Genomic DNA, 18,250 nt, shown 5'->3' with positions numbered 1-18,250 from the left:
TCGACTTGCATGTATTAGGCACGCCGCCAGCGTTCGTCCTGAGCCAGGATCAAACTCTCCATAATAGAAAGATGACTTGCTCATTTGAAGCTAGCGAGATTTTGCAATCTCAATTGTAGTCACTTACGTGACTGAATTTGCTGATATACTTCATTCGTTTGTTCAGTTTTCAAGGAGCTTTATTGCGTTACCGTTTAAAGCGTTAATGTGTCGCTCTTGCGGTGACAAGAACATATATTATCAGGTTTCAAAATGAAATGCAAGCATCTTTTTAAATACATTATCTTACAGCCTTACAAAGCCTGTAGTTACTGCATTTCGGCGCCATATATCCTGCTTACCAACCAAATGAACGCCACCAATCCATTCTTCAATCCCGTTCAGACAAACGTGATCTTGCTTATCAGTAAGAATAAGTTTACCCAATTCTGTTATCTTTACTCTGTAATTTTCAAATTGCGGGGGCCAGGATTCATTGTATCTTGGCAACTTATCACCACCAAGCACTTGGACCAGTGGATATTCACAATGCCAGAGCCCATCCAGGATGCCAAAGAATTGCAAATCACCTAAGCCGTAATGGCTGAGCCGCTCAGTTAAGCTTTGGAATAAAGACAGGATCAATACCTCATCGTCCATGATCAGCTCAAGCGTCAGCTGCTGAATGGCTAACAAGCCATTTTGCATAGAAGGAAAGCGAGCTATATGGACCTCTAGGGCCTTTTTAAGGAAAGGAAGTGCCGATAGGTCTTCTTCTAATAAAGAGGCCATAGGCAAAGGCTCAGAAGCCGAGTAGGCTGTCCATAGTTTGCAGGCAAGGGCATGTTGCTCCTCACTCACAGGTAACTCAGTGCCATGCAGATGAAGGATTTGATCCACAGACAATTGCCCCAAGCCATAGAAAGGGTCTACGCCAGGGAATCGATCAATGCATATCAAGGATAATTGGAAGGACCGTTGAGTGAAGTTAGTAATTCTAGAAAGCAAATAACACAGCATCAATTGATCATATAAATCATGTTCAAACCATAGGACAACCTCGTCCACATCCGTGAGGGTATCTATCTTCGCTTCCTGCTGGATGGTCTGCGACTTGAAAGTGTCCTCCGGAATGCCGTAACGGTTACTCATATAAGATGCTCTCATAGATAAAAGGGCACTATCTGACATCTGCATGCCGATAGGTCCCTCATAGAGCGACTCGCGCCACACCAAAACCTCACCATCGATACCAGATTCTCGCAGCTTATCGCCAAATGCGTCTCCGTTAACGATATGCATGATCTTTTTGGGCATGGCGCTGTCACCTCTCTTCTATATAGATTAAGCTTCACCTAGCAGTTGCAAAAGCTCCTGCTCATCTTCAATGATTCGAATGCCTAGCTCCTGCGCCTTGGTCAGCTTACTGCCTGCGCTTTCGCCTGCGATTACGATGTCGGTCTTTTTGGAGACACTGCCGGTGATTTTGGCACCCATGGCTTCGAGCTTCTTCGCACATTCGTCTCGACCCATCGAGGAAAGTGTTCCTGTGAGGACGATCGTTTTGCCGAAGAACGGATTATCTTCGCTGGCCACGATGACCGGAGCTTCCTCTGCAACGGGGTTCACGCCTGCGGCTAACATTCGCTCAATGCTGGACACCATCACAGGGTCACGGAAGAACGAGTGAATGCTCTCCGCTACGATACCGCCCACGTCTGGAAGCGTAATGAGTTCCTCTGTCGTTGCTTCCATGATGCGCGAAAGGCTGCGATAGTGGTCGGCCAGCACTTTCGTGGTGGTTTTGCCCGAGTTCGGGATGCCAAGTGCATACAGGAAAGACGCGAGATCGCGGGACTTGCTCTTATCGAGGGCGCCGAGAAGATTGCGCGCCTTCTTCTCGCCGAAGCGATCGAGCTTGACGAGATCGTCGAATTGCAAGGTGTACAGATCCGCAGGATCGCGGACATCCAGCTCTTGATGCAGCTGTGAAGCGGTCATCTCGCTGAAAAATTCAATATCCATCGCATCGCGCGAAGCAAAATGCGCCATCCGGCCCACGAGCTGCGGACTGCAGCCGAGTTTGTTAAGACAGAAGAGATGCGCACCTCGCATCTCCAGCTCACTGCCACAAGACGGGCAATGCGTCGGAGCCACGATTTCCTCACCGTCATTCTCCTCGGTTACCTTACCGAGAATCTCTGGAATGACGTCATTCGAACGGCGGATGTAGACGAGGCTGCCTAGGGCGTGTTTGAGGTTTTTGCGCTCAATGTCGCCAACATTGTTGAGCGTACAGTTCTGTACGGTCACGCCTGCAAGATCGACAGCTTCTACGCGGGCTAGTGGTGTGATTTTGCCTGTGCGGCCGACTTCCCAAGATACACTTTGCAGGATGGTCGTCGCCTCTTCGGCTTCAAACTTGTAAGCAATCGCCCAACGAGGGAATTTCTCCGTATAGCCAAAGACTTCTCGCGTGCGCATATCCGTCAGCTTCACGACGCTTCCATCAATGAGGAAGTCGAAGCTGGATCGCTCTTCGGCAATGCGTTCGAGCTCGCTACTTACCTCTTCGATCGTAGAGAAGTACCGTGTGCGGTTACTCACTTTGAACAGATTATCACGCAAAAACTGAACCATATCCGCATGACTGTCAAATTGGAGGTCACTGCTGTAGCCCACATTATAGAAGAAAGCGTTCAGCTTGCGTTCTGCGGTTAATTTCGGGTTCTGATTACGCAGGGCTCCTGCTGCGGCATTTCGCGCGTTTTTGAGCGGATCTGCGGCCGTCTGGTTGTACGCTTCAAGGACAGACAGGAACATGACGCCTTCGCCTTGCACTTCAATCGTTCCTTGATCATAAGGAATCTCAAGTGGAATCGATTTAATCGTTTTGACTTGAGCTAAAATGCCCTCGCCAACTGTACCGTTTCCGCGTGTGGAGGCTTGAACCAATTGCCCTTGGTCATAGGTAAGGTTTAGTGTAAGCCCATCAAACTTAAGCTCTACCACGTAAGTTGGATCTGGTAGTGGTGTTTCTGGGTTTTTGCTATTGTAATCGGCAATCAGCTTAAGAACCCGTGCATGCCAAGTTGCTAAATCTTCGGCGTTTTGCGCTTTGTCCAGGCTCCAGAGACGTGCTAAATGACGGTGCGGTTCAAAGCCTTTGAGCAGATCTCCACCTACCCGATGGGTAGGTGAAGCAGGCAGGGTGACCCCTGTCTCCTGCTCTAGCTGTGATAATTTATCATAAAGCGCATCCCACTCCGCGTCCGAAATTGTGGGCTGATCCAGCGTATAGTAGTTATGGTTATGCTTGTTAATTTCTTGGATGAGGGTTTTCATTGCCGCGAGTTTATCGGTCATGGCGGGCTCTTCCTCTCTCAATGGGAATAGGGGTTTTCAAAGGCTAAGGCCCGCTCCTACACTTTCGTGATTGGAGCGAACTTCGCAAGCAGGCGCTTCAAGCCAACCGGCGCCGGGAAAGCAATTTGCAGCTCGGTGTCATCACCCAAGCCCTTCACGGACACGACGGTGCCGACGCCCCACTTGCCGTGCGACACGCGGTCGCTGGCTTTGTAGTCCGTCGAGCCGCCGCCTGTGGCAGGCTGCGGAGCCCGGAACGCAGCCGGTCTCGACGCGGCCGCAGGGCTTGGCGCAGCGGCGCCAGCAGAAGTGCCAGCGCTAGCGGCACTGCCCGTGCTTGGCCGTCCCCCGAAGGAGGACGGTGTGCCCCAGGCAGACGAGCCGGTGGTGCTGCCACCGCGGCTCGATGCAGCAGCGCTGCCGCTGCTGCCCCACGAGGAGCCTCCGACGGAACGGCCACCTCGGGAGAAGCCGCCGCTGGAGCCGCCAGCCGAGACGGTTTCCAGGAGTTCCTTTGGAATCTCCTGGAGGAATCTCGACGGCGCATTCGCGGCGGTACGGCCGAAGAGCGTGCGCATACGTGCGCACGTGAGGAACAGCTCTTGCTCGGCGCGCGTGATGCCGACATAGGCCAAACGGCGCTCCTCTTCGAGCTCTTCGTTATCGGCGAACGCACGGCTGTGCGGGAAGACGCCTTCTTCCATCCCGATGATGAACACAACCGGGAACTCTAGCCCTTTGGCGCTGTGCATCGTCATGAGAACGACAGCGTCCTGTTCTTCTTCGGGCTTGTCTTTATCCAGCGTATCGATATCTGCGATCAAAGCTAGGTCTGTAAGGAAGGAAATGAGAGATTTGTCCTCATTACGTTTCTCGAAGTCCATGGTCACGGACAGGAACTCTTCAATATTTTCAAGACGAGCCTTAGATTCAATGGTGTTCTCGCGCTGCATTTCTATACGGTACTGAGACATTTCAAGGATTTTCTCGGTCAGCTCGGTTACGGACAAGTAGTCTACCATGCGGTTGAGGTTATCCACCATTTCGCGGAAATCAGCAAGGGCATGTTTCGCCTTCGTATTGATCTCTAGAGAATCAACTTCCTCCAACATGGCAAAAAGAGAAATCCCTCTACGTCCAGCCATATCCGCCACTTTATCCAAGGTCGTACCGCCAACGCCTCTTTTCGGCACGTTCACGATTCGGTTCAAGGAGATATCATCGTTCGGGTTGGAGATCAGTCTCAAGTAAGCCAAAATATCCTTAATCTCTTTACGATCATAGAACTTAACCCCGCCCACGATGGTGTAGGCGATATCCGATTTAATCAAAATTTCCTCGATTACCCGGGACTGGGCGTTCGTACGGTAGAGGATCGCGTGATCGCCGAATCTTTTGCCATTCGACTTATTCTTATTGATTTCATTCGTAACGAAGTAACCTTCTTCATACTCGGTATCCGCTTGGTACAGTTTAATCCCGACGCCGCCTTCTTTATCTGTCCAAAGGTTCTTGGGCTTACGACCTGTGTTGTTTGCAATGACTTTATTTGCCGCCTGCAAGATATTCGAAGTCGAACGGTAATTCTGCTCCAAGAGAATCGACGTTGCATCTGGGTAATCCTGCTCGAAATTGAGGATGTTGCTAATATCCGCTCCACGCCAGCGATAAATGGACTGGTCACTGTCCCCAACGACGCAAATGCGTTTATGCTTGGACGCAATCATCTGACACAGCATATATTGCGCTCTGTTCGTATCCTGATACTCATCGACATGAATATATTGAAATTTATTTTGATAAAATTCCAGCACCTCTGGTACTTCTTTAAATAAATGAATCGTCGCCATAATCAAATCGTCGAAATCTAATGAGTTGTTGGCTCTTAGCTTTTTCTGATATAGGGTATAAATTTTGGAGGTAAGCCCGTCGAAGTAATCACCGATTTTGTCTTCAAATTGTTTAGGAGAGATAAGTTCGTTTTTAGCTGTGGAGATAGCTGCTTGGAATGTTTTGGGCTCGTATTTCTTCGTATCAATGTTGAGCTCTTTGCAGCAAGTTTTGATGACAGATAGTTGGTCACCAGAATCTAAAATCGTAAAGTTCGAGGAAAAGCCGATCCGATTGATGTCTTTACGCAGCATACGCACACACATGGAGTGAAACGTGGATACCCAAATATCACTGCCACTACCGCCAACCAACTTACCGACACGATCTTGCATCTCACGTGCCGCTTTGTTCGTAAAGGTTAGAGCCAAAATGTTCCACGGTGCCGCTTTGCGCGTACCAATGAGGTAAGCAATCCGATGCGTGAGCACGCGCGTCTTGCCGCTTCCCGCTCCAGCCATAATTAATAGAGGGCCATCCACGGCTTCAACAGCTTTGCGCTGCTGGGGGTTTAACTTTTTGACTGCTTCTAAAATATTGACAGTTTCATTCACGTTAGGGTTACCTTCCATTTCTATCAAAGTTCACATTCACGGTCTGAAGCGCCTGCTCCAAGTTACTATATATAATATTGCCGACCACAATGGTGTCTGCTGCTTCGGCTGCTTGTTGCGCTTTCTCTAGGGAGTCTATTCCCCCGCCGTATACTAATCGAGCATTCTCCAGCACCTGACGCGTCTTACGCACGAGTTCCATATCTCCAAAGGTACCACTGTATTCCAGATACACAATCGACATGTTAAAAAGCTTGTCCGCCATACGTGCATAAGCTGCTACGTCCTTGGCATCCAAGTCAGTTCGCGCTGAGGTCAGCTGAGCTGCCGTCGCATCTTTGTTCAATATAATGTAGCCTTCTGCTACAATTTCATCCCAATTCAGTAATGCCCCATATTCCTTCAGCGCCTCATGATGCTGTCCAACGATCCATTTCGGATCATCGGCATTCAGTACGACTGGTATTAAAAATAAATCAAACCCCGGCACGATAGCCTCTTGATTCGAAATCTCTAAGGCACAAGGCACCTCATATTGACGGATTCGTGATAACAAATCCACCGTATTATCGAATGTGACTCCTGAAGATCCTCCAACAAGAATTGCATCAGTACCCGATAAACAGAGCTGATCCAGCGCTTCATCCGAAATCTCCCGGTCGGGGTCGAGCTTAAATACATGCTTCCACTTGCGTATATCGACGATCAATTGTTTCCCTCCGATTAGGCGGCAGTTGTGCCATACTATCAACAGTCTATGCTACCCATTCTGGTGTGTCAAATGACAAAAGACGGGCTAATCGCCCGTCTTTTAGAGGAATATGCAACTGTACGTATCCGATCTTCACAGTAGCTTCATTTGCGCGATAATACGCACAAACGTTCGTTATTTGACGACGATATTAAGAATCTTCTCAATATTGAGGTCTTTGTGGTCATTTTGCTGCAACTCGAGTTTAATTTCATGTGTACCTGTTGTTAAATTCGTGAGGGTTAACGGACCTGTTTTACCAATCATTGCTTTTTGCTTCCCATCCACATACAGGTGGAGATGTCCTACGCCCAGTACGTTCGCTTTATCCATGTCATCCTCAGATAATTTGAAATTGGACGTTTGATACGTGATCGTAACATTCTTCCCATCGACCTTATAGTTAGCATCAATGGCAGGCTTCGCATTCGTCGTTGTTGTTGTCGTTTTCGCGCCTGTTCCTGTTCCTGTTTCAGTCTTCACTTGAACCGTTGTCGAGGTGCCTGCATCCTTCGCCCCTGTTGCTACGGACGGGATGACCTCATCTTTGGAACCGCACGCTGTTGTTAATGCTCCAAGTACCACTAAAGTAGCCGCACCATATACCCATGTTTTTTTCATCAGCTTTTGCACCCTTCTCCCTAAGTTTGGACATCCTATGTTCCTTATATATGTGTGCCAAGCCGTACTCATTCCTGATTTAGAAAAATAGTGGGACAAATTCTAAATTAAATGACTTTGTAGTCTTACAATAAAAAAGACACCCTGCCCAAGAGAGGACAGCGTGTCTTCGTAACCTTTGAATCATGATTAACCTTTGTTAGAAGTTATATTTATTACCTTCTTGCGACCTATTCAGGTAGGCGTTACCTTCCGTAGTCGAAGATGGCATACCTTGTTGTGTGCGTGAAACAATACGTGCCTGCGTAGGTCTACCTGTACTCGTCATGCCTGGATTCTCATTCGTATGGTTGGAAGAAGCCGCATACCCTTGAGAACCACGACCATAGCTGGATGGATCCTGACTTTGATCTTGGTAGCTCCGTGTGTGGGTTTGGTTATAAGATGAGGACTGATGCTGTGTCTGACTCGGTGTATATCCTTGACCTTGACCTCGACCTTGTTGATTGTTGTAAGCCGCATTCGGGTACTGGTTCGCATAATTAACAGGCTGGAACGATGGTCTTGCTGTTGGCGTTGGTGCTTGATGCACGGCCTCAGCTTGATTCTGTACGTGATTGGCTTGTCCCTGTTGCTGGCTGTACGGCTGTCTTTGTTGGTATTGTTGTTCAGTTTGGTGGGACTGTGATTGGTAAGATTGATATTGCTGGGATTGTGATTCTTCCTGCGACTGCGTCGCTTGTAAAGAACTTCGATCCTGTTGGGACTGGCTCATTGATGCAGCTGAGCTTACATGTTGCTGGACGATGGATTGAACTTGTAACGCCGTCTGACTCTGCTTCTGGATCTCTTGCTCAATCATCTGCTGCTCAGCCTGTTGAATTTGATAACCACCAAGACTCTGAATTTCTTGAAAAACAAGCGCTTGATCATCCAATGTTTTTTGCAATAAGGTTTCGAAGGTCTGTCGAATGCCAGGATTAGCTGCTTCCAATGCAGCCGTTGTATATTCACGCGCACTGCGCTTCAATTCAGACAAAACAAAATTGGCAAAGTCTAGATCTTCTAAATCGACTTGCTGCCCCTGGTGCTGTTGATGCGAATTTGACTGATACATGTGTCTTGCACCTCCTTGTATAGATTCGAATTAGTGGGTCATTCCGGACTGTTGTTGCAGAGCATTGATTAAGATGCTCATATTTTGCAATCGTTCTTGCGACAGATGAGACAAGGTTTGTTTCAATGACTGACTCTGGCTGTTCACCGCGCCTTGTACACAAAGCTTAGCTAACAATTCTTCATTCTTGAATGTATCCGTTAGATACGAAAGTTCTTTTCCTGAAATTGCTTGGTTCTCTGACGTGCTGTACATGTGCATGTGACCTCCTTTCCTCTCTTCTATTTTTCCCAAAAAATGCCGTTTTATGTCGGAATAACAAAAAAACTGCTTCCTCACAGTAAAATTCCTGTTGGAAGCAGTTTTTTAATTAGGAAGCAGGCTTTGCAGGTTTACCCGCATAAGCATCTGCTAACGCTTGAATATCCTCGGCTGTCAGCGAGTAGGCCCACTGCCCACCCTGCTTAGCTAGCCAGATTTGTTCTCCGCTCAATTTACCTTCGTAGACGTCGGTAACGTCTTTCCCATCTACCGTTAATGCAATCTCCAATTTAAGCTCTCCACCTGTAGTCGGCCTTTGAGCTGCCGCTTGCGGAAGTTCGCTGCTATGCAAGAAAATGAGCTGATCCAACAACGGACTCGCATCCGCACCTTTCAGCTCTTTATCTCCGAGCTTCCAGTTCGCATCCGCAGCGACTTTATCTTTATCTGTTTTGGAAAGGGACCAAGACTGGCCCTTCCAGGTCATCTTAACGCTCTGTACCTTATCGTTTTCTAGTTTAATTGGACTTGTATCGGCAAAATCAACCGGCGTTTTGTTCAATGATGTTAACGATTGATCACTGACTTGATAGACGGCAGGCGAACCTTCTACTTGTACGTAGGAGAACCCTTCAATCGGGAGTGCCGTCCCGACGAGCAAGCCCTGTTTGGAGCCATCCTTCAAGGTGATTTCATACGTCCCTACCGGCTTATCTAAGCCATATTCGGTTAGATTGGTTGCTTGATCCTCCACAAGCTTAGTGGACGACACCAACCCTAGCGCATCTAGCCAAGAGTCAACGAGATTCGAATTGGTCGGCGCAGCCGCTGGCTTTTGCATATCCCAACCATTGGTCGTACGGCTTAACTCAATCTGCCCCTCTTCTGTTTTCACCGAGACAGCCTTCACATCTTCTTGCTTCAGAGTCAAAAGGGACTTGGGTTCATCTTTCTTCTCTTGGAAGAAGTCTTTGCTCGAGGCGTACCAGAAACCACCGATGCAAATGACGACTAACAGAATGGTTGGAATAAACCTCTTCATCCTCTTCTCCTCCTCCACCAGATCAGGCCGCCAATAACGAGGAATAACAGTGGTAAGAACACGATAGTAATGAGGAAAATCGTATTCGCTTGGCTAGGTGTAATCATTGCTTGTTGGAACGCATCCCCTTGACGTGGACGGATCGTAATTTGATCTTTCTGTTCTTGCAGCCAGCCAATACTGTTCAAAGCAAAGTCCTTATTACCCTGATTTTGAATATCTTCATCCAACACGAATGTAGAACCACCTAAAATAACTGCTTTCGGCTTGTTATCTTTGTCTGAGATGGCGTAGCCCAAGTTCAAAGGTCCTTTGACATCCGTTGCATCTTGTTTCGTTTTGTTCTGTGCCAGCAAATTAATGTCTGTTTCACCGTAAGCTTTATCTGTTGTCGTTAACAACAAGGATTTCGTATAATCCGGCGCGCTTTCGTCTGCATTCAAACTGACAGCCAGCGACAGCATTGTAATTAAATTATTGCTCGATAATTTGTTGGTAATATCATGTGAACCGTACTCTGGAATAATCGTTAACGGGTCATACAAGGACGTCTGCTTCGTTTCAATCGCAATCGCATGCTGATCTTGAATACCATAGGTTTTCATGATGGCATCGATGTTTTTCCATTTCGTCGTCATATCCTTGTTGAAGCCCAGCGTGATATAAATTTTACCTTTACCCTTCAAATAGGTCTGAATGAGCTCTGCTTCTTTGTCGTTCAGATCGTTGGTCGGCCCAAGCAGCATGAGCATTTGCGCATCATCCGGGATTTTGCCATCCACGTACAGGTTAAGATCCTTCACGTCGTAGTTAGCAGCAGCTAAGCTGCTTTTGAAAATACTCATTGCTGATGCCGGATACTCTTGATGACCTGATAGGAGGTAAACCGTATGTTTCTCTGTAGATGTCAAGCTTTGAATCGCTTGTGTAAACTTCTCTTCACCTGAGAAGGTGTAGGAACCATCTTGTTGTCCTGCAAAAAGTTCATAGAAATTGATGTTTTGTTTTTTGGTGCCCATTTCGAATATAATCGTTCCGCCTTGGTCCACCCCATACTGCTTCGCCATCGAAGGCTGCTTCAGCATATCGTACTCATCGTACGTAATTTTACTGCTTTGCTTTTTGTACTCAGCCACCATATCCGTGACTTGACGGGTCACAAAATCGTTGCCATCCCCACTGTTTGTGAAGGCGATAACGTGAATATCCTGATTGAGATTTTTGAGTGCAGCGGTTGTTTGCTCTGAGAGCGTGAAATTTTTATTTTTCGTCAAATCGACCTGAAAGCCCTTAAGCGAGTGTAGGAAGATTGTCAGAATAATGAAAATGCCGATAACCGCGATTGATAGAACAGTCGCATTAGTTCCCCGTATCCACTTATTCATTCCGCTCACCTCCAACGCTTTCTTTCAAGGACTTGTATACAAAGAACCAGGAACACAGCTGTTAATGTGATGTAAAAGAGGATATCGCCGCCGTGGAAGACGCCTTTTTGCAGATTGCTCAAGTGACCGGTCAATGAGAATTGACCTACATAATCCTTCAATTTACCCGTCATACTGCTGCTAACCCAATCAAGCAGCCACAGCAACAGCAAAATAACAAAGCCTGTAATCCCTGCAACCATCTGATTATTCGACAAGCTGGATGCAAACAAGCCAATGGCCATCATCGCGCAGCCAAGCAGGAACATGCTCAGGTACGATAACCATGTGACAGGCATATCTAGTGTACCGAAGGAAGACATGATAAGTGGATATACCAAGGAGATCGCCACTAGACCAACTTGCACGATTAATGCGGACAAATATTTACCTAGCACGATTTCACTAATTCCTGCAGGTGATGTCAGGAGTAACTCATCTGTACCTTGACGGAACTCATCTGCAACAAGACGCATCGTGAGCAATGGAATGATGAACAAATAGATGAACGTGGTATTGCCCACAATGGAGCGCGCATCCACAATCGGCGGCTGTCCAGCCACGAAGTTCACGTAAAAGAAGAAACTCGACAACAGCACATAGAAGGCAAACGCCACATACGCAACTGGCGAAAAGAAATACATTTGCAGCTCTTTGGAGCAAATCGCCCAAATTCTACGCATCGGTGTCACCCTCCTCTTGGGATGTGCTGGTCGTGTCGGCAGGCTCGTCCGTCGTCAACTTGAGGAAGATATCCTCTAAGCTGAGGCTTTCCCGCTTCATCGCTAGGATCGGCAAGCCCGCGCCTGCAAGACGGAAGAATACCGCCTCGCGAATGTCTTCCGCACGATCTGCGGAGGTGACGAGGAGCTTCACGGACTCGGATGCTGCGTCTGTTGGGGCTGGAGCTGGAGCTTCGTCAAGCGAAGGTGCTGCCGATGCGGCTGGCGCTTCAGCTACGCCAACTGGTGCGTCTACCTCTTTGACTTCGCCGACGGACGGCAGGCTGCGCAGTTCGGTCAAGATCCGCTCTCGAGGTCCCTTGACCTCGAGCGACACCTCGAACGTCTCGCCCATCGTGCGGCCGAGATTCTCTGGCCGCTCGTCGAGTACGACGCGGCCTTGGTTAATGATAAGAACGCGGTTACAAATCGCGTTAATCTCAGGCAAAATGTGCGTGCTCAGCAGCACAGTGTGGTTCTCGCCCAGCTCATGGATGAGCTGGCGGATCTCGATGATCTGCTTCGGATCGAGGCCCGACGTGGGCTCGTCCAGAATGAGCAGATCCGGTTGGTGTAGGATCGCTTGCGCGAGTCCGAGGCGCTGCTTGTAGCCCTTGGAGAGGGAGCGAATGATTTGCTTCTCGCGACCTTGCAGTCCGAGCTTGTCGATGGCTTCGCCGACACGCATTTTTTGCTCGCGCGCAGGCACATCGCGCAGGTTCGCGATGAAGCGCAGATAGGACTGTACCGTCATCTCAGGGTACAGGGGCGGTGTTTCAGGCAAGTAACCGATCTTGCGGCGCGCCTTCTTCGGGTTATCGGCCATGGAGTGACCGTCCACCCATATTTGACCATGCGTTGGATTCAGGTAACCTGTAATCATGCGCATCGTCGTTGTTTTGCCAGCACCATTCGGCCCTAAGAAGCCGACGATTTCACCGCGCTGCATCGAGAAGTCGATGTTATGCACGCCGCGATCATTTCCGTACAGCTTGCTGACTTGTTTGACCTCTAGCATCCAAGATCCCCCATTTCTATGCGTTCGTATTATTCATCATCACTATACGGGCGGAACAATAAACCAACCTTAAACAAATCTGAAAAATAGATTAAAAAATTATGTCCAAATTGTGAACGACGTTTTGCCTATGTGATATACCCTGTTCATTCTCATTATCTCCACTATCCCCTTCACTCAGGCTACAATTCCAACTAAAACATTCAACAACATTCTCCTCTGAGCCAAAGGGATAGTGAGAATAGGCGGAGTGAACACAAAAAACCGTCAGCACACCTGTGCCGACGGTCCACTCTTAATAATTCAGTTTCAGCCTCCGTTAAGTAAGTCATGATTACCCTTTTACAGCGCCCGCTGTCAGTCCTTCAAAGAAATAATTGCGCATGAAAGCGAAAAACAAGATGGGAGGCACGACAGCAATCGTCAGCATCGCGAAGATGCCGCCTAAATCCGCCGCATGTGAACTTGTGAACGAATAGACGGCGAGCGGCAGTGTTCTTTTGACCTCTGAGGTGATGAATAAAAGCGGCATAAGAAAATCATTCCAAATGCCAATGGCGGAGATGACGATGAATGTGATGGACACCGGCTTCATAAGTGGAAACACCACGGTGCTGAATCTGCGGTAGTAGCCGCAGCCGTCGATCGTCGCCGCTTCATCCAGTTCACGCGGAATCGTCTTCACGAAGCCGCTGTACAGCAAAATGCCCATTGGTATGGCCTGCGCTGCGTAAATAAGAATTAATCCGAACGCTGAGTTAATCAATCCCAAGCTCTTAATGATGGTATATAGCGACACCAAGCTTGAGCCCACTGGAATCATCATCGCACTCAGAAAGAACAGATAGAGGAATCGGAACACCCGCTCCGCTCTCCGTCCAATTGCATAGCCAGCGAGCGAGGACACTACGACAGCTACAGCCATAGAGGCGGTGGTAATGAACACCGAATTCCATATGCCGTGAAGGACGAGCTTATTTTTAAATACATTCCCATAATTGGTCCAATATAATTGTTCAGGAATAAGCACAACCCGATTGATTTCAACCGTCGTTTTTAAGCTCGATACAAACACGTAGAGAACTGGCACGCTGATCACGATGACGACAATAGCTAGCAGCGTGATGCCCAACCATTTCATGACATGATCCATCCGAATCGCCATCAGTATTCAACCTCCCGTCTACCCGTGATTCTAAGCTGAAAGAGCGTTACGATGGCAATAAACAGAAAGAACACGATACCGATCGCGCTGGCGACCCCAAACCTTTGATATTGGAACGCACTTTCATAGATGGACATGACCACGGATTTCGACGAATTAGCGGGACCTCCATTTGTCATAACGAATGGCAATTCGAATACTTTCAAACCACCCGTAATTCCAATAAATAGATTCATCGTTACAAAAGGCATCAAGAGCGGAAGTGTGATCGAACGGAATTTGCGAAACATCACTGCACCGTCGAGCATGGCCGCTTCATGAATATCTTTCGGTATACTGTTCATTCCTGACAGGAAAATGACCATCCCCATACCTGTGTACTGCCAGAGGTTCACGACAATGAGTGTATTTTTGACGATAAGCGGATCTCCCAGCCAATCTCTCACCGTTGAGCCGAGACCCCATGCCTCCAAGAAGTGATTCAGCAAACCAGTGTATTGAAGCAATGAACTCCACGTGAGGCCCACAATAATCGGACTAATTACAGCCGGTATATAAATGAGGGTAACCGCAAGCTTGTTCCCTTTGAATTTCTGATGACAGATGACCGCAATGGTTAATTGAATGATCGAGCCGAATAGTATACTCAAGCACGAAAAATAAAGCGTATTATAGAAGACTTTTCGATTTTCTACTTCCATGAACACCTTTTTAAAATTGCTAAAGCCTACCCAATTAAACGTTTGACTGTAGCCATTCCAATCTGTCAGTGCGTAAATGAATGTCTGGATGAGTGGATAATAGACGAATACAAGAAATAGCACGAGGGCAGGGACGACGGATAAGACCGCATAAAGTAATTCCTTACGTTTAAAAAAAGGTAGGTTCATCGTTCAGCACTCCCAGATTATCCTGTGATAATAACGAAGGGCAGCATGGAATCGCGCATCCTGCCCCTCGCTATTTTTTCTATTTAATCGCTTGATCCTTCAGCTTCGCAAATTCTGCATCCACTCGCTTTAATTCTGAATCAACCGATTGCCCGGCCAATATGTTCTGATAGCTAGCCCATGTAATGCTGTCCCAGGCTGGCGGGAACGTTACTGAACCTGCTGTGAAATGGTATTCGACCTTGGACGCGTCATTCGCTAGATCCATCAACGGTTTTAATACAGCATCCACTTTGACATTCACACCTGGCAGCAATGTTGTCAGACCTTGGCTTTCCAGATATTTGGTCACATTCTCTTTCTCTAAGAAGAAGTTATATAGCTTCTTCGCTGCATCTGCATGCTTCGTTTTCGCATTGATACCAATGGAGCGGTCAGCGGCGCCAAGCAAGTGCAGCTTGCCGTTCACTGGCGCATAATTATAGACGAATGCACCTAACTCGAAATCGTTCTTATTCGCATTCTTGATCGGATCAAGCCCCGTCAACCATGGACCTTGCGGGATCATTGCCGCTTTACCGTCCACGAAGTACTGAACGCTCTGATCGTAGGTCAGTGTAAGACTCGGCTTCGCGACAATGCCATCACTCACCCATTTGCCGAATTCCGTAAAGGTGTTCTTGTAGAGGTCGGAAGGCTTCACTTCACCTTTGTATAAGGCATCATTATAATTTGGATATTTCCCGAAATTCTCCGCGTTACGGTAGGGGTCAAACATGATGCGGAACGGCCATCCGTCTTTGCCGCCAAACACGACTGGTTCTTTGCCGTCTGCCTTGATTTTAGCTGAAATGGCGTAGAACTCTGCTGGTGTGGTTGGAGGCTTAATGCCGAGCTTGTCAAAATACTTCTTATTATAGTAAATCGGCCATAGCTCACCCCCGCCGTTGACGAGGGAACCATACATTTTGCCATCCACGGTATAGTAACTCGACAATTCCTTCGACTGCTTCTGTATTGCAGTACCCGGCTCATTGGATACATCCATCAACCAGCCTTCTTTGACATAAGAAGCGTATTGCGCGGATTTCATAAACAAGTACACGTCAGGACCATCGCCAGCGAGGAATTTGGTTTTAAGCAATTGATCATATTTTTGCCCGTCGAGTACGGTATCTTCTACTTTGATGTTGGGGTATTTCTTCATGAATTCAGCCAAGATCGGTTTATCTTCGCCTTTCGACATCCACGATACGTATTTTAATGTAATCGGTGTAGAGTCGCTTCCACTCGTTGTCCCCGATGTGCTTGTCGAACTGCTGCTGCATGCCGTCAAGCTTACTGCCAGTGCGGATGCCAATAGCACGTAGATCGGCGTTCTCATCGTCATTTTCATTTGTAATCCCCCCGGAATAAAGTGTTGGAACTGGTTCTAGCCTCATCATACTATCGAGGCATTTTTCCAGATAGGCGTAAAATTCTCTGAAAAGGTGGAATCGCTTACGAACTTGTTGAAACACACTTCTCCTCCGTTGTTCATTCTCTCAATTCCTAGTAAGATGAGAAAATAACAACCTTAGGCAGGCAGGTGAATGCGCGCAATGAACTCTCCCTTAGCTCTCCTAACCGCTATCCGCAAACCATTTCGCAAGGAAATTCGATATAAGCTGCTCTCTATTCTCATCGTCTTGACGCTGCTTCCTGTTTCATTCTTTGGGCTCGTCTCTTACCGAATTTCGGCGGGCATTGTGGAAAGCGACTTCGTTCGCTACAAATCGCGCATCATCGATCAGATTGCGAACAATCTGGACGAGAACATCAGCTACTTAACCCGTCAATCTATGTATGTTTATCCTAATCTGCAGGACGTCCTGCAGGTGTTGACTACAGAAACCAACCAGATTAATCCGAATTACATGGAGTACTATAACCGTGTCTATGATTTTCTAAATACGCTGCTCCAAAGCAACGATCGCTTTGATTCTATTACATTGTTCTCAATGAACGGTGAAGCCAAATTTTTTGCGAATAAAAGAGGTATCGGCTCGCTCAATCTGTATACCGTACAGAACGACGAGTGGTTTACCCAAACTCTTGATCAGCACGGCGTCCCTCTCTTCCAAGAGCCCCATGTGAACGAGTTTCTAGCCGTTGGTCAAAACGAACGTCCCTTGGTCATTTCCGTTTCTCGTTCAATTCTCGATATTACCTCACCTGGCAATCAACCAAAGGGCGTTCTCGTGATCGATCAGAACATGGAGCGTATTCAACAGTTATTTACCAATACGGAAACGGATGCTGAGGAAACTGTTCTGGTTCTCGGCAAAAACGGACAGATGATCTACGCCAACCGATCCGTCAGTGACGGACTCATCACTCACTTAAATCAAAGTCTAAACGCAGGACCATCGACCTCAAGTTCAATAAACGCAAACGTCGAAGGAACCGAATCCATCGTTACCTATCGCATCTCGCCGCAAAACCAGTGGAAAGTTGTGTCCATTTTACCTGTAAGCGCTTTAAAAAAGAAAAGTGCTTACTTGAAACAAAGCACACTCTTCCTGTCCTTAGTCCTCATGCTGCTGGCGCTGCTCATGTCCTTCTTATTTTCGCAATGGATTACGAAACCCTTAAAAAAACTGATGCGCTCCTTCCGCTCCTTCCAGCACGGTGATTTCTCTACGCGCATTCAACTGCATAGAGAAGACGAGCTGGGCATGATTGGCGAGACCTTCAACACGATGGTTGCTGAGCTCAAGGATTTAATTGAAACGAAGTACGAGCTCACGATCTTGCGTAATGAGTCGGAACTAAAGGCGCTGCAAAACCAGATTAATCCGCACTTTCTATACAATACCCTGTCCTCTATTAAAGCTGTTAGCGACAAAAAAGACTCGGTCAACGCCTCCATCATGGTCCAGCATCTAGCCGATATGTTCCGGTACAACTTGAGTAAAGGCGACTTTATTGTACCTTTTTACAAAGAGCTCGAGTATATCCAAAGTTATTTATTTCTACAAGAGCGCCGCTTCTCCGACCGATTTACGGTCCATTATGATATCGATGAACGATTGCTCGAGGTACCGATTCTTCGTCTAACTCTGCAGCCTTTTATTGAAAATGCGATCTATCATGGGCTGGAACTCAAAAGAGATCAAGGTGAGATTCGGATTTCGGGACAAATTTTTGAAGAGCAATGCTTCATCTCTATCTACGATAACGGATTAGGCATGGAAGAAGCTCAATTGGATGCGATTAACCGGAATCTGGAGAACAACTCGCTTCAGCCTGCTGAAACACCGGGAGGAAGCGAACGTATTGGCATGACGAACGTGCATACGAGGATCCAGTATTTTTTCGGCCCGGCCTACGGCATTAAGCTGTCTAGCAAGCTTGGTTCACATACGATGGTCAAAATCACCCTACCTTATAGACAAAAGGATTGAATCT

The 18,250-nt window shown here is 47.4% G+C and carries 15 protein-coding genes and 1 rRNA gene; 1 reads left to right on the top strand and 15 read right to left on the bottom strand.

Going from position 1 to position 18,250, the window contains the following annotated elements:
- From AC58QM_RS30925 to AC58QM_RS30855, 15 genes are all read right to left on the bottom strand, one after another.
- Positions 1-65 (bottom strand): 16S ribosomal RNA (locus AC58QM_RS30925); the annotation flags it as partial.
- A 220-nt stretch (positions 66-285) separates the two neighbouring features.
- Positions 286-1,296, bottom strand: a complete 1,011-nt coding sequence (locus AC58QM_RS30920; protein ID WP_497288598.1) for a DUF1835 domain-containing protein — start codon at positions 1,294-1,296, stop codon at positions 286-288.
- A 27-nt stretch (positions 1,297-1,323) separates the two neighbouring features.
- Positions 1,324-3,345, bottom strand: coding sequence for an NAD-dependent DNA ligase LigA (gene ligA, locus AC58QM_RS30915; RefSeq protein WP_497288597.1), 2,022 nt, complete (start codon positions 3,343-3,345; stop codon positions 1,324-1,326).
- 56 nt (positions 3,346-3,401) lie between these two features.
- Positions 3,402-5,789, bottom strand: a complete 2,388-nt coding sequence (gene pcrA / locus AC58QM_RS30910) for a DNA helicase PcrA (protein ID WP_497288596.1) — start codon at positions 5,787-5,789, stop codon at positions 3,402-3,404.
- A gap of 7 nt (positions 5,790-5,796) precedes the next feature.
- Positions 5,797-6,498: a heptaprenylglyceryl phosphate synthase gene (pcrB, locus tag AC58QM_RS30905; protein ID WP_497288595.1), complete on the bottom strand. Its 702-nt coding sequence runs from the start codon at positions 6,496-6,498 to the stop codon at positions 5,797-5,799.
- Positions 6,499-6,675: 177 nt separating this feature from the next.
- The gene (locus AC58QM_RS30900; protein WP_310500990.1) at positions 6,676-7,161 is read right to left on the bottom strand and encodes a DUF6130 family protein; all 486 of its coding nucleotides are present in this window, start codon (positions 7,159-7,161) and stop codon (positions 6,676-6,678) included.
- 199 nt (positions 7,162-7,360) lie between these two features.
- Entirely contained in the window at positions 7,361-8,278 is a 918-nt protein-coding gene (locus AC58QM_RS30895; RefSeq protein ID WP_497288594.1) for a spore coat protein, read from the bottom strand.
- Positions 8,279-8,308: 30 nt separating this feature from the next.
- The gene (locus tag AC58QM_RS30890) at positions 8,309-8,533 is read right to left on the bottom strand and encodes a hypothetical protein (RefSeq protein WP_497288593.1); all 225 of its coding nucleotides are present in this window, start codon (positions 8,531-8,533) and stop codon (positions 8,309-8,311) included.
- 115 nt (positions 8,534-8,648) lie between these two features.
- Positions 8,649-9,581, bottom strand: coding sequence for a DUF4340 domain-containing protein (locus AC58QM_RS30885; protein ID WP_497288592.1), 933 nt, complete (start codon positions 9,579-9,581; stop codon positions 8,649-8,651).
- Positions 9,578-10,966 carry a GldG family protein gene (locus tag AC58QM_RS30880; protein WP_497288591.1) on the bottom strand — a complete coding sequence of 463 codons (1,389 nt, stop codon included), beginning with the start codon at positions 10,964-10,966 and terminating at the stop codon, positions 9,578-9,580. The genes AC58QM_RS30885 and AC58QM_RS30880 overlap by 4 nt, the downstream gene beginning before the upstream one ends.
- 5 nt (positions 10,967-10,971) lie before the next feature.
- Positions 10,972-11,688: an ABC transporter permease subunit gene (locus AC58QM_RS30875; protein ID WP_173117120.1), complete on the bottom strand. Its 717-nt coding sequence runs from the start codon at positions 11,686-11,688 to the stop codon at positions 10,972-10,974.
- Positions 11,681-12,745 (bottom strand): ABC transporter ATP-binding protein, encoded by a 1,065-nt coding sequence (locus tag AC58QM_RS30870; protein WP_497288590.1) that lies wholly within the window; start codon positions 12,743-12,745, stop codon positions 11,681-11,683. The genes AC58QM_RS30875 and AC58QM_RS30870 overlap by 8 nt, the downstream gene beginning before the upstream one ends.
- 334 nt (positions 12,746-13,079) lie before the next feature.
- Entirely contained in the window at positions 13,080-13,910 is an 831-nt protein-coding gene (locus AC58QM_RS30865; protein WP_497288589.1) for a carbohydrate ABC transporter permease, read from the bottom strand.
- Complete coding sequence (locus AC58QM_RS30860; protein WP_497288588.1) at positions 13,910-14,800, bottom strand: carbohydrate ABC transporter permease; 891 nt, start codon at positions 14,798-14,800, stop codon at positions 13,910-13,912. The genes AC58QM_RS30865 and AC58QM_RS30860 overlap by 1 nt, the downstream gene beginning before the upstream one ends.
- A 79-nt stretch (positions 14,801-14,879) precedes the next feature.
- Complete coding sequence (locus tag AC58QM_RS30855; protein ID WP_497288587.1) at positions 14,880-16,196, bottom strand: ABC transporter substrate-binding protein; 1,317 nt, start codon at positions 16,194-16,196, stop codon at positions 14,880-14,882.
- Between the two features lie 196 nt (positions 16,197-16,392).
- Between AC58QM_RS30855 and AC58QM_RS30850 the strand changes: the two genes are divergently transcribed.
- Positions 16,393-18,246: a cache domain-containing sensor histidine kinase gene (locus AC58QM_RS30850; protein ID WP_497288586.1), complete on the top strand. Its 1,854-nt coding sequence runs from the start codon at positions 16,393-16,395 to the stop codon at positions 18,244-18,246.
- Positions 18,247-18,250: the final 4 nt, after the last annotated feature.

Source organism: Paenibacillus sp. J22P165, assembly GCF_059692015.1.
Note: the sequence above shows the minus strand (reverse complement) of the source record. Positions and strands in the feature narration are given on the sequence as shown.

What these genes read in the sequence shown, in the direction of transcription:
- AC58QM_RS30920 (WP_497288598.1), bottom strand. Translation starts at nt 1,296, where the DNA reads ATGCCCAAAAAGATCATGCATATCGTTAACGGAGACGCATTTGGCGAT.
- ligA (WP_497288597.1), bottom strand. Translation starts at nt 3,345, where the DNA reads ATGACCGATAAACTCGCGGCAATGAAAACCCTCATCCAAGAAATTAAC.
- AC58QM_RS30900 (WP_310500990.1), bottom strand. Translation starts at nt 7,161, where the DNA reads ATGAAAAAAACATGGGTATATGGTGCGGCTACTTTAGTGGTACTTGGA.
- AC58QM_RS30895 (WP_497288594.1), bottom strand. Translation starts at nt 8,278, where the DNA reads ATGTATCAGTCAAATTCGCATCAACAGCACCAGGGGCAGCAAGTCGAT.
- AC58QM_RS30890 (WP_497288593.1), bottom strand. Translation starts at nt 8,533, where the DNA reads ATGTACAGCACGTCAGAGAACCAAGCAATTTCAGGAAAAGAACTTTCG.
- AC58QM_RS30885 (WP_497288592.1), bottom strand. Translation starts at nt 9,581, where the DNA reads ATGAAGAGGTTTATTCCAACCATTCTGTTAGTCGTCATTTGCATCGGT.
- AC58QM_RS30880 (WP_497288591.1), bottom strand. Translation starts at nt 10,966, where the DNA reads ATGAATAAGTGGATACGGGGAACTAATGCGACTGTTCTATCAATCGCG.
- AC58QM_RS30875 (WP_173117120.1), bottom strand. Translation starts at nt 11,688, where the DNA reads ATGCGTAGAATTTGGGCGATTTGCTCCAAAGAGCTGCAAATGTATTTC.
- AC58QM_RS30870 (WP_497288590.1), bottom strand. Translation starts at nt 12,745, where the DNA reads ATGCTAGAGGTCAAACAAGTCAGCAAGCTGTACGGAAATGATCGCGGC.
- AC58QM_RS30865 (WP_497288589.1), bottom strand. Translation starts at nt 13,910, where the DNA reads ATGGCGATTCGGATGGATCATGTCATGAAATGGTTGGGCATCACGCTG.
- AC58QM_RS30860 (WP_497288588.1), bottom strand. Translation starts at nt 14,800, where the DNA reads ATGAACCTACCTTTTTTTAAACGTAAGGAATTACTTTATGCGGTCTTA.
- AC58QM_RS30855 (WP_497288587.1), bottom strand. Translation starts at nt 16,196, where the DNA reads ATGAAAATGACGATGAGAACGCCGATCTACGTGCTATTGGCATCCGCA.
- AC58QM_RS30850 (WP_497288586.1), top strand. Translation starts at nt 16,393, where the DNA reads ATGCGCGCAATGAACTCTCCCTTAGCTCTCCTAACCGCTATCCGCAAA.